This window comes from Intrasporangium sp. Soil_C_50 (assembly GCF_057656595.1).
The window spans coordinates 832,212-844,033 of sequence record NZ_JBDGKB010000001.1; the positions used below are offsets into that span (position 1 = coordinate 832,212).

Annotated in this window: 9 protein-coding genes; 4 read left to right on the forward strand and 5 right to left on the reverse strand. The window is 72.8% G+C overall.

Features of this window, described 5'->3' with window-relative positions:
• The first annotated feature begins 12 nt into the window (after window positions 1–12).
• A complete protein-coding gene (locus tag AC3A5R_RS03855) occupies window positions 13–1,173 on the forward strand; it encodes a GNAT family N-acetyltransferase (RefSeq protein WP_487619439.1) in 1,161 nt (386 codons plus the stop codon).
• 38 nt (window positions 1,174–1,211) lie between these two features.
• Here the strand turns inward: AC3A5R_RS03855 and AC3A5R_RS03860 are convergent, their stop codons facing one another.
• From AC3A5R_RS03860 to AC3A5R_RS03880, 5 genes are all read right to left on the reverse strand, one after another.
• Window positions 1,212–2,945 (reverse strand): VanW family protein, encoded by a 1,734-nt coding sequence (locus AC3A5R_RS03860; RefSeq protein WP_487619440.1) that lies wholly within the window; start codon window positions 2,943–2,945, stop codon window positions 1,212–1,214.
• A 320-nt stretch (window positions 2,946–3,265) separates the two neighbouring features.
• Window positions 3,266–4,162 carry an N-acetyl-1-D-myo-inositol-2-amino-2-deoxy-alpha-D-glucopyranoside deacetylase gene (mshB, locus tag AC3A5R_RS03865; protein WP_487619441.1) on the reverse strand — a complete coding sequence of 299 codons (897 nt, stop codon included), beginning with the start codon at window positions 4,160–4,162 and terminating at the stop codon, window positions 3,266–3,268.
• Window positions 4,163–4,198: 36 nt separating this feature from the next.
• A complete protein-coding gene (locus AC3A5R_RS03870; protein WP_487619442.1) occupies window positions 4,199–5,986 on the reverse strand; it encodes an ABC transporter substrate-binding protein in 1,788 nt (595 codons plus the stop codon).
• 18 nt (window positions 5,987–6,004) lie between these two features.
• Entirely contained in the window at window positions 6,005–7,903 is a 1,899-nt protein-coding gene (gene typA / locus AC3A5R_RS03875) for a translational GTPase TypA (protein ID WP_487619443.1), read from the reverse strand.
• Window positions 7,904–7,990: 87 nt separating this feature from the next.
• On the reverse strand, window positions 7,991–8,440 hold the full coding sequence (locus AC3A5R_RS03880; RefSeq protein ID WP_487619444.1) for a (deoxy)nucleoside triphosphate pyrophosphohydrolase: 450 nt from the start codon (window positions 8,438–8,440) through the stop codon (window positions 7,991–7,993).
• Between the two features lie 155 nt (window positions 8,441–8,595).
• Here AC3A5R_RS03880 and AC3A5R_RS03885 point away from each other — a divergent pair, with 155 nt between their 5' ends.
• The 3 genes from AC3A5R_RS03885 (at window position 8,596) to AC3A5R_RS03895 (ending at window position 11,604) form a co-directional block, all read left to right on the forward strand.
• The gene (locus AC3A5R_RS03885; RefSeq protein ID WP_487619445.1) at window positions 8,596–8,916 is read left to right on the forward strand and encodes a 4a-hydroxytetrahydrobiopterin dehydratase; all 321 of its coding nucleotides are present in this window, start codon (window positions 8,596–8,598) and stop codon (window positions 8,914–8,916) included.
• A gap of 151 nt (window positions 8,917–9,067) precedes the next feature.
• Window positions 9,068–10,594 (forward strand): hemolysin family protein, encoded by a 1,527-nt coding sequence (locus AC3A5R_RS03890; protein WP_487619446.1) that lies wholly within the window; start codon window positions 9,068–9,070, stop codon window positions 10,592–10,594.
• The gene (locus AC3A5R_RS03895) at window positions 10,591–11,604 is read left to right on the forward strand and encodes a hemolysin family protein (protein WP_487619447.1); all 1,014 of its coding nucleotides are present in this window, start codon (window positions 10,591–10,593) and stop codon (window positions 11,602–11,604) included. Before AC3A5R_RS03890 ends, AC3A5R_RS03895 begins: the two co-directional genes overlap by 4 nt.
• Window positions 11,605–11,822: the final 218 nt, after the last annotated feature.

An 11,822-nucleotide genomic window follows, 5' to 3' on the forward strand; every position in this document is an offset into this window, starting at 1 on the left:
AGTATGCCGGACATGACTGGCGAGCCCATGCACGACCCCGCTGCTGAGACGGGTCCCGAGGAGAGCCCCCTGGCCCACCACGAGAGCGCCTCCGCGGCAGCATCCCCGGGCATCACCGACACCACGGGACACCGGGTCACGGCCGGGCTGACGGTCGGCGGCCGCGTCGTCGTGCGCTACCGGCTCCAGGAGGGCAGCGACGCCGGTGCCACCGACTTCGTCGGCGAGCTCATCGCCCGCAACGACGACTTCCTCGTCGTCGACGCCCGGGTGAGCGGGGCCGGTCAGGGCGCTCAGGGCGGTCAGGCGACCGAGCGGGTCAAGCTGATCCGGGCCGACGTCATCGCCGCCAAGGACGTCCCGCCGCCGGCGAGCCAGCCGGGCCGGGCCCACCAGCGCGTCTCGGCCGACGAGCTCGAGAAGCTCATGGCGCGCGGTTGGCAGCCCACCGAGCGCAAGGGCCTGGGCGACTGGGTGCTCCGCTCCGCGTCCGGCTTCACCGGCCGCGCGAACTCCGTTCTCGTCGTTGGCGATCCGAGCCTCCCCCTCGACAAGGCGATCGACTACGCCGAGGCCTGGTACGCCGAGCACGAGGCCCCGGCCCTCTTCCAGGTGCACGGTCGCTCCGGCTTCGACGTGGCCGAGGAGCCCCTCGGCCGGGCGCTCCTCGAGCGCGGCTACGAGGCCGGCGGTGGCCGCCCCGACTGGTCGCGGGTCCTCGTGCTGACCGCCCTGTCGGCGCAGGTGCCGCCGTTGACCACCGAGTCGCTGCCGGTCAACGCCGATGCCGAGCTGTCGCCCGAGTGGCTCATGGCCTACGCCGAGCAGCGCCGCGTCGTGCCTGGTACCACCGAGGCCGTCCTCACCGGCAGCGAGGGCCAGCTGTTCCTGTCGGTCCGCGACGAGGCGAGCAAGCGCATCGTCGGCATCGCCAGGATGGCCATCCAGCCCGGCTGGGCCGGCATCTTCGGCCTCTGGGTGCACCCGGACCACCGCCGTCGCGGCATCGCCTCGACCATCGTGTCCGCGATCGCCATGGTGGCCCGCGAGAACAACATGCCGGCGATCTACCTGCAGGTCTCCGGCGACAACGCCGACGGCATCGCGTTCTGGAACGGGCTCGGCTTCGAGACCCACCACGAGTACACCTACCTCGCCAAGCCCGAGGCCTGACGCAGCGGGCCACGCGGCGCGTCAGCCCGCCCCCACGGTCACGGAGGCGTGACGAAGGGGTTGGTGCACACGACGCGGTCCTGCGCCACGTACCGCGTCGTGACCGGCTCGCTGCGGACGAGGTCGCGTGAGCCCGGGCGGTACCACTGCCGCGTCACCGTGACCTCGAAGCCCTGGACGGGTTGCTGCGGGATGCACGAGAGGTCGCCGCGGCTGACCGTCCGGGGCTCGACGACGTCGGTGCGCGGGCCTGCCACGGAGCGCACGTCCCACACCTTCGTGCTCCAGAGGCGGCCGTGGACGACGCCGTCGGCCACCCAGACCTGCAGGAGCATCCCGTACGGGGAGTCGTTCGTCCACGCGGTGTCGACCGACGGCCAGTAGACGGCTGCGTCGCGGCCCTCGGGGTAGCGCGACTGGAACGAGGCGTGCGCCCTCGCCTCGGTGATCGGCACGCCGGCGAAGTAGGCGAGGTTGTAGACCACGGTCGGGATCGGTGAGATGCCGCCCCCCGTCCCCTGCAGGACACGGCCGTCGACGACGACCGCGCTCTCCGGGTCCCACGTCTCGCCCGACGTCATGACCCCCTCGCCCAGGACGGCGCGGAGACTGAAGCTGCCCCCCGGCGGGACGTACGTGCCGTTGAGGCGCTGCGTGGCGGCGACGAGGCGTCCCGTGAGGGCCGCGTCGGTCTTGGGGAAGGCGGCGTCGAACCGGGACACCGCCGTCGTGACGCCGGCCTGCTGGGCGTCCGCGGTCGTGAAGGCCGGCGCGGCGGCCACGGCACCGACGTCGACGACGCGGTTCGAGCCGCTGATCGCCGCAGCGAAGCGCTTCGCGACGGCGTCCTCGTCGACGGCCGCACCGTCGACCGAGGGCACGAGCGTCGGCGGTGTCTCGGCGGTGGCGAGGGTCCAGCGCGCGTTGGCGGCGACCTTCGTCGGGACCTTGACCTGCGAGGCGACGAGGCGGGCCAGGCCCGGCTGGTCGAAGACGAGTTCCAACGCGCCGTTGCCGTCCGGCTCGGCCGAGACGAAGGGCGCGAAGGCCGCCGGGCCGACGACGGCCCGGTTCGCCCCAGCGACGAGTGTCACCGGGGCGGAGACGACGGCCCGGCCGACGGTGTCGGCGAACCGCTGGATGTCGGGGGCGGCGACGTCGGGCCGCACGACGTGGACCGCGGCGGTGGCCACGGCGGTGTCGGGAAAGGCGAGGCGCAGGGCGAGCTTGGTGGCCGGGACGTCGAGGGTGGCGCCGGGGCGGGAGGGGTCGACGGTGACCCGGCCACCGCCGAACGCGACGCCGCCCTGGTGCGGCTGCTGCTCCACGGTGCGCGCCAGCGTCGTCACGTAGGCCTGCAGGAGGTCGTCGTCGGCGCTCGTGAGCAGGGGCCGCTGCACCGTGCCGGTGAGCCGTTCCCAGATGCGCGTGGGGCTGAGGGTGAAGCCGGTGAGGCCTTCGAGCGAGCGGTCGACGTCGACGTGCAGGCCCGCCTTCGAGGGCACGACCTGCAGCGGGTCCGCGCGCCCCGGCACGCTCAGCGCGATGGGACGCGCGAGCACCTCGGCCGCCCCGCGTTGCACCCGGGCCACCGCATGTTCCGGCGTCATGCCGCCGACCTGGATGCCGCCCACGGTGACGCTCGAGGGCAGGTGCTCGGAGGACCAGTAGCCGAGGCCGGCGTAGGCACCGCCGAGGACGAGCGCGGCGACGACGAGGCGCAGGGCGGTGCCGCGGGTCTCGCGGCGGGGCTGGGGCTGCCAGGTCTCCATGGTTCTCCGTGCGCGGCGCCGTGCGGTGGCACGGCCTCGGGTGCGGTGCAGTGCGGGTCAGGTGGCAGGAACGGTAACCCGGCGCGGCGCGCGATGGTGCGAGGCGGCGCGGCGTGCCACCGACGTGACCGACTCGTTGCCGCCCCGTGTCGCGTGCGGTGTGACGGGTGGGACGAACTGCTCACTCGATGCAGGAAGGACGCGGGCGCTCCCCTCTGGCGCTCCCCTCTGGCGCTCCCCTCTGGCGCTCCCCTCGGGCGCTCGCCTCTCACCTGTCGAGTGAGCACGCAGTCCCACGCGTCACAGCCGTGGCGCTAGCGTCAGGCGAGCAGGCCCGCCTCGGTGGCCGGCACGGCGGCTCCGACGGTCTCCCACGTCAGGGGGTCGACCCGTCGGAAACCCTCACGGACCGACGTGCGGGCCGCAAGGAGGTTGGACAGCGCGTGCACCTCCTCGCTTGCGACGATGACCTGGGTGGCGTGCGCCCGCAGGGCGTCGTTCTTGACGCGTCGGGCGGCGGCGTCCTCGACGACGTGCGTGACGCGGTCGTCGGGCACGACCGACGGCGGGAACGGGTCGGCGTCGGTGGGCAGGACGAGCGGCGGCAGGCCGGCGGGACGGCCCCGGGTCGACGGGTCCGCCTCGCGCAGCCAGGTGCGGTCGGCACGGGCCCATGACTCCGGGGTCAGGATCTCGAACGTGCGGCCCGGCAGCTCCTCGGTCCCGAGGAGGGTCAGCGCGCGCCGGACGGCGTCGTGGGTGCGCACGTGGTCGGGGTGGCCGTAGCCGCCGTGCTCGTCGTAGGTGACGACGACGTCCGGACGCACGGAGCGCAGCACGTCGGCCACGAGACCGGCCACCGCGTCGAGGTCGGCGCCGGCGAACGCGTCAGGCCGCGACGCCGCGGGCGAGCCGGCCATGCCGGAGTCGCGGTAGCGCGAGAGCCGGCCGGACCCCGGGTCGGCGCCCAGGACGTGCATCGTGGCGCCGATGCGGCGCAGCGCCTCGGTGAGCTCGGCGTGCCGGTGCGGCCCGAGGGCGTCGTCGGGATGCCCCTCGAGGTGGGTGAGGTCGGCGGGGATCACCTCGCCCTCCTCCCCCAGCGTGCACGTCAGCACGTGCACGTCGTCGCCGCGCGCCACGTGGTGGGCCATCGCGACGCCGCACGTCAGCGTCTCGTCGTCGGGGTGGGCGTGGACGAACAGGAGCCGGGCCACGAGGCCTCCTCGCTTCGGGACGAGTGGGGACGGCCGTCAGCGGACGGCGACGGTGGCGAGGTCGACGATGCCGCCGACCGCGTGGTCCTCGTAGTGCACCACGCCCGCGCCGTGCAGGTAGAGCGCCTTGGTCGCCGAGAGCGCGACGTAGCCACCGGCGTCGCGCAGCGCGGTGTCGGCCTGCATCCAGACCTTCTCGCGCGCCGCGGGGTCGGCCGTGGTCTCGGCCTTGTCGATGAGCCCGTTGACGGTGTTGTCGTCGAAGTAGCCGACGTCCTGGCCCGGGCCGGTGGAGTCGATGTTGATGCGCGAGTCGAACAGGGCCGGCAGCACGCCGGACGCCGACGGCCAGTCGGGCGTCCAGACGCCTCGGAACACGTCGAAGGACGATCCGGAGGTCTTGCGCTCGATCGTCTCGTAGTACTCCTCCGGCGGCACCCCGGTCAGCTGCACGTCGAAGCCGGCGCGCTCCCAGCCGGCGGCGAGGGCGGCGTACGCCTTGTCGCCGAGGACCGAGCGCGCGTAGACGACGCGCACCCGCACCGGCGTCCTGACGCCCGCCTGCTGGAGCACCCGGCGGGCCTGCTCGGGGTCGCCGTCGACCTTGGCGCCGCTCGGCACCTCGACCGTGGAGGGGTCGACCGCGGGCGACAGGATCGACCACGTCGGTGTGCCGGCACCGTCGCCACCGTTGGCGGTGACGTACGTGGCGCGGTTGGTCGCGATCGAGAACGCCTTGCGCACAGCGGGATTCGACATCACCTTGCTGCGCATGTTGAGCGCCAGGTAGTCGACGTTGCCCGTGTACGGGAAGGTGAGGCGGGCCTGCAGGTCGGTGCCGGCCTGGTTGCGCAGGGTCGGGCTCGCCTGGACCCACGACACCGCGTTCGAGTCGTCGTCGCTCTGGTTGAGCAGGCGCTGGATGACGGTGGACTCACCGAGGCCGGCGGTGACCTCGATGCGGTCGGGATAGGCCTGGCGCACGGGGTCGGTGCGCGGGTCCCACTTCGTGTTGCGCACGAACGTGCCGCCCTCGCCGGGCTTCCACGGCTTCTCCAGCTTGTACGGGCCGCTCGACATGACGTCGTAGGAGGTCTTGTCGTCCTTGCGGTCGCTGGAGGCCTTGCGCGGGGCGAACTCCGGCAGCGCCACGACCTGCGGGAAGTCGGGCTCGGCGTCGCGCAGGTGGAAGGTGATGGCGCGCCCGTTGCAGCCGACGGCCTGGTCGAAGTCCTTCTGGTGGCTCTTGTCGCCCGGCCCTTCGTAGACCGGCTTCTCCAGGCCCTCGAGCGTGACCTTGGTCGGGATGGCGAGCAGGAAGCTGGCGTAGTTCGTGCCGGCGACGTGCGTGCGCCGGTCGAAGGTGCGGGCGATGCCGTGCCGGACGTCCTCGCAGGTGATCGGCGAGCCGTCCTGCCAGGTGAGGCCCTCGCGCAGCGTGAACGTCCACGTCTTCGCGCCGTCCTTGGCGGTTCCGGTGTCGGTGGCGAGGTCGGGCACGACGTCGCGCTGGTGCTTGCCGGTGCCGTAGGCGGTCAGGCCCCGGGCGAAGACGCGCTGGGCGAAGAACGCCTCGGGACCGACGTACATCAGCTGCGGGTCCCACGTCGCGACGTCGCCGGCGACGAGCACCTTGAGGGTGCCGCCGGGCGCCGGGGCCGCATCGCCGCTGGCGCCCGCCGAGGGCGACGAGCGGGCGACGTCGGTGGCCGAACCGGCCTCACCCGAGCCGGAGCAGCCGGCCGCCACCGTCGACAGGACGACGGCGGCGAGGCCGGCCACCGCGGCCCGCCGGGACACGAGGGACTGCCGAAGCGCTCTCACCACGCCCGCCACGCCGGATCAAGCCTCGGCGCGTGCCGCCGACCGGGCCCGGGCAGCGGTGCGCGCTCGCTCGTTCGCGTCGAGGACGACCTTGCGGATGCGCACCGCGTCGGGCGTGACCTCGACGCACTCGTCCTCACGGCAGAACTCGAGGCTCTGCTCGAGGCTCAGCTTGCGTGGCGGCACGATCTTCTCGAAGTTGTCGGAGGAGGAGGCGCGCACGTTGGTCAGCTTCTTCTCCTTCGTGATGTTGACGTCCATGTCGTCCGCGCGGGAGTTCTCGCCCACGATCATGCCCTCGTAGACCTCGGTCGTCGGGTCGGTGAAGAGGACGCCGCGCTCCTGGAGGTTGACCATGGCGTAGGACGTGACGACGCCGGTGCGGTCGGAGACGAGCGAGCCGCTCGTGCGGGTCGTGATGGTGCCGAACCACGGCTCGTAGTCCTCGAAGACGTGGTGCGCGATGCCGGTGCCGCGGGTCTCGGTGAGGAACTCGGTGCGGAAGCCGATGAGGCCACGGCTCGGCACGAGGAACTCCATGCGGATCCAGCCGGTGCCGTGGTTGGTCATCTGCTCCATGCGGCCCTTGCGGGCGGCCATGATCTGGGTGATCGGGCCGAGGAACTCCTCGGGGGTGTCGATCGTGAGGCGCTCGACCGGCTCGTGCACCTTGCCGTCGACCTCGCGGGTGACGACCTGCGGCTTGCCGACGGTCAGCTCGTAGCCCTCGCGGCGCATCTGCTCGACGAGGATGGCGAGCGCGAGCTCACCACGGCCCTGGACCTCCCACGCGTCGGGACGCTCGGTCGGCAGGATGCGCAGCGACACGTTGCCGATGAGCTCCTTGTCGAGGCGGTCCTTGACCATGCGGGCGGTCACCTTGGAGCCGCGCACCTTGCCGACCATCGGGCTGGTGTTCGTGCCGATCGTCATCGAGATGGCCGGCTCGTCGACCGTGATGAGGGGCAGCGGGATGGGGTTCTCGGGGTCGGCGAGGGTCTCGCCGATCGTGATCTCGGGGATGCCGGCGACGGCGATGATGTCGCCCGGCCCGGCCTCCTCGGCGGGCTTGCGCTCGAGGGCCTCGGTCATGAGCAGCTCGGTGATCTTCACGCGCTGCTGCGAGCCGTCGTGGCGGCACCAGGTGACCTGCTGACCCTTCTTGATCGTGCCGTTGTGCACGCGGAGCAGGGCAAGGCGGCCGAGGAAGTTGGACGCGTCGAGGTTCGTGACGTGGGCCTGGAGCGGGGCCTCGTCGTCGTAGGTCGGGGCGGGGATGGTCTCGAGGATCGTCGCGAAGAGCGCCTCGAGGTCCTCCCCCTCCGGCAGGCCGCCGTCGGCGGGGCGCTCGAGGGAGGCGCGACCGGCCTTGGCCGACGCGTAGACGATCGGGAAGTCGATCTGCTCCTCGGTGGCGTCGAGGTCGAGGAAGAGCTCGTAGGCCTCGTCGACGACCTCGGCGATGCGCGAGTCGGGGCGGTCGACCTTGTTGATGCAGAGGATGACCGGCATCTTCGCGGCGAGCGCCTTGCGCAGCACGAAGCGGGTCTGGGGCAGCGGGCCCTCGGACGCGTCGACGAGCAGCACGACGCCGTCGACCATCGACAGGCCGCGCTCGACCTCGCCACCGAAGTCGGCGTGCCCGGGGGTGTCGATGATGTTGATGGTGACGCCGTCGCCGAGGCCCCGGTCGGTCGCCGCCTTGCCCGTGTAGTGGATCGCGGTGTTCTTGGCGAGGATCGTGATGCCCTTCTCGCGCTCGAGGTCACCGGAGTCCATCGCCCGCTCGTCGACGTGCTGGTGCTCGCCGAAGGCGCCGGCCTGCCAGAGCATCTTGTCGACGAGGGTGGTCTTGCCGTGGTCGACGTGGGCGACGATGGCGACGTTGCGGATGTCCGCACGGGTCTTCTGGGGCATGAGGGACAGTCTCTCAGGGTTTGGGCGGTGCTTCCGACCACCGGACGTGCCGGGCGATGCAGGACAAAAAGGGATGGAACGGGACCGTCAGGGGGCCCGGCCCGCGCGGACCATGCCCTCGATCTGCTCGACGATGGGCAGGTCGGCCGGCAGCCAGGCGACGTCACGCAGGTCATCGACGCCGAGCCACCTCAGCTCGTCGTGGTCCTCCAGCGGCGACGGATCGCCCTCGAGCACCTCGGCGAGCCACACCAGCATCTCGTACCTGTCGCCGAGCGGCCACGTGGCGCCGCGGAGCGGACCGGGGACCTGCTCCCCGACGCGGACCGTGACGCCGAGCTCCTCGCGCACCTCGCGGTGCAGCGCGGCGAGCGGCTCCTCCCCCGGCTCGACCTTGCCGCCGGGCAGCTCCCAGCCGCCTGCGAGCGCCGAGGGCTCGGTGCGCCGGGCCGACAGCAGACGCGTCGGTCGGGCGAGGTCGTCGACGAGCGCTGCGCCGACGACGAGGCGCGCGGGGACGGGGGCAGTCGTGCTCATGGCGTCGTCGATGGTGCCACAGGCAGGGGCTGCCGGAAGACTCAGCGACCTCGCGAACCCCCGAGGCGGCCACCTCCCCGCCTACCGCGCCCTCCTCCACCGGTGGCCCTGCCGCTCGGACGCGCCCGGCCGTGCGGGAGGGGTTTACTGGGGCGATGGCACGACGACTGGACGACGAGGAGATCACGCGGCAGCTGGGCGACCTGCCCGACTGGACGCGTGACGGCGACACGATCCGGGCCAGCTTCACGGCGCCCGACTTCCCGACCGGCATCCGCCTCGTCGACGAGGTCGCGGCCGACGCCGAGTCCATGGACCATCATCCCGACATCGACATCCGGTGGACGACCCTCGCCTTCGCCCTCTCGACGCACTCGGAGGGCGGCCTGACCCAGCTCGACGTCGAGCTGGCGCACCAGATCTCGCAGGCGGCCGCCCGGCTCGGGGCGAGCGCCGGGTCGACGACACCGTCCTGAGCCGCGCCGGAACGTAGGATCACCTCATGCGATCCCACACGAGGCACGAGTCGCGCGGGTCCCGCGACGGCTCCCAGGAGGGCCATAGTCCCTCGCCGGACGCCGTCCGGCCGCCCCAGTCCCGCCACCCGCTCACCGGGGTGGTGATCGCATGAGCACCCTTCTCGGCATCGCCCTCGGCATCCTGCTGATCCTCTCCCTGACCGCGGCGACCGGCTACTTCGTGGCCCAGGAGTTCGCCTACGTCGCCGTCGACCGCAACGCCCTCCGGCAGCTCGCCGACGACGGCGACGCCGCCGCCGAGCGCGCGCTGCGCGTCACCTCCCGGCTGTCGTTCACGCTGTCGGCCGCCCAGTTCGGCATCACCGTCACGGCGCTGCTCGTCGGCTACGTCTCCGAACCCCTGGTCGGGGCGGGCCTGGCCGAGCTGCTCGACCCGTCGATGTCCTACGCGGCGCGCCTGAGCCTGTCGGTCACCGCGGTGCTCGTCTTCTCGACCGTCGTCCAGATGGTCTTCGGCGAGCTCGCCCCGAAGAACCTCGCCATCGCCCGCACCGTGCCGCTCGCCCGGGCCCTGAGCCGCTCGACGCTCGTCTACCTCACGCTCGCCGGTCCGCTCGTGCGCCTCTTCGACCGCGCCTCGACCACGCTGCTGCGCAAGGTCGGCATCGAGCCCGTCGAGGAGCTCGAGCACGGCGCCACCGCCGAGGACCTCACCCGCATCATCGACGAGTCGCACGCCGGCGGGCTGCTCGACGACGACCTCTCCGAGGTCCTCGAGGGCGGGCTGCGCTTCCGCGAGCTCGACGCCGGCGACGTCATGACGCCGCGCGTGCGGGTCACGACGGTCCGCGCCGCCGAGCCGGTCGCGCGCCTCGTCGAGCTGCTCGACACCGGCTGGTCGCGCTTCCCGGTCACGGGCCGCGACGGCGACGACATCGTCGGGGTCGCCGGGATCGCCGAGGTGCTCGCCGTCGAGCCGTCGCGGCGCGCCACGACGAGCATCGGGTCGGTCGTCCCCGAGCCGACGGTCGTGCCGACGAGCGCCCCGTTGCCCCGCGTCCTCGAGCAGATCCGCGCCGACCACCGGCAGCTGGCCGTCGTCGTCGACGAGCACGGCGGCTTCGCCGGCATCGTCACGTTCGAGGACATCGCCGAGGAGGTCGTCGGCGAGATCCTCGACGAGGACGACGCCGTCCCCGCCGGCATCGCCGACGCGGGTGACGACGCCTGGCTCGCGCCGGGCCACCTACGTCTCGACGAGCTCGACACCGCCACGGGCCTGCGCCTCGAGAGCGGCGACGAGTACTCCACACTGAGCGGGCTCGTCCTCGAGCACCTCGGTCGCACGGCCGTCGCGGGCGACGTCGTCGTCGTCGCAGCGAGGCGCGAGGTCGCCGACCGGCGCCACGACGCGAGCACCGACGGGAGCGACTCTGATGCAGTCGATCCCGGGTCGAGCGGCGAGCGCGACGGGCGCGAGGGGCGCGAGGACCGCCAGGACCACGAGCCGCGCCGCCTGCCGGTCTCGGTGCGCGTGACGGTCGAGGCCGTCGAGCGACACGTACCCTCCTCGGTCCGGGTCGAGGTGCTCGACCTCATGTCCGACCTCGAGGACCTGAGCGGCGAGGATGCCGACCACGGCCCGGCCGTCGAGCGGACGGAGGCCGACCGATGACCACCGCCCTGCTCGTCTCGCTGCTCCTGCTCGTGCTGAACGCCTTCTTCGTCGCCGCCGAGTTCGCGCTCGTCGCGAGCAAGCGGCACCGCCTCGAGGATCTCGCCGAGAAGGGCAGTGTCGCCGCCCGCTCGGCCGTCAAGGGCTCGCGTGAGCTCTCCCTCATGCTCGCCGGCGCCCAGCTCGGCATCACCCTGTGCACCCTCGGCCTCGGTTCGCTCGCCAAGCCTGCCGTCGCCGAGCTGCTGACCCCGGTGTTCATCTTCCTGCGCCTGCCGGAGGCGGCCGCCTACCCGATCGCCGTGGTGCTCGCCGTCGGCATCGTCGTGTTCCTGCACATGGTCGTCGGTGAGATGGCCCCGAAGTCGTGGGCCATCGCCCACCCCGAGCGCTCCGCCGTGCTCCTCGCGCTGCCGTTCCGCGGCTTCGCCCGGGTGGTCCGCCCGGCGCTCAGCCTGCTCAACGCCATGGCGAACGCCTGCCTGCGGCTCGTCCGGGTGCAGCCGGTCGACGAGCTGGCCCAGGTGCACGGCCCCAAGGAGCTGCAGCTGCTCCTCGCCAGCGCCCACGAGCACGGCCAGCTGGCCGAGCCGGAACACCGCGTGCTCGCCGGGGCCATCGCCCTCGACACGACGCCGCTCGCCGAGGCCGTCGTACCGCTCGAGCGGGTCGTCGGCGTGCCGACGACGGCCTCGTGCGCCGACGCCGAGGCGGTCTCGCGCGAGTCCGGGCGCTCCCGGCTCGTCGTCACCGAGGAGGGCCGTCCGGTCGGTCTCGCGCACGTGCGCGACGTCGTCAGAGCCGCCCCCGAGGCGCCGGTCACGACGGTGACGGCTCCCGTCGTGCGCGTCGCGTCGGGGCTCTCGCTGCTCGACGCGCTGTCGGTGCTGCGGGGTGAGCGCGCCCAGCTCGCCCTCGTCGACGGGCCCGCCGGCCCGGTCGGCATCGTCACGATGGAGGACCTCCTCGAACGCGTCCTCGGGCGCTTCGACGACGAGACCGACGCCTGAGAGTCACCTCCCAGTACCCGGTGAGCCGGATGGGGAGGCCTTGCCCCGAGTTGCGGTTCGGCGCCCGAAATGGGCGCCGAACCGCGGAATCCTTCGCTCGGGCGGGCCAGATCGCCGGAAGATCTCCGCCCTGTCACGATTCGGCCAAGTCGGTTGCCGACCGTGTTCCGTCGCTGAATGATGGGCGGCGCGGTTGTGGGGCGCGTACCTTTGCGCTG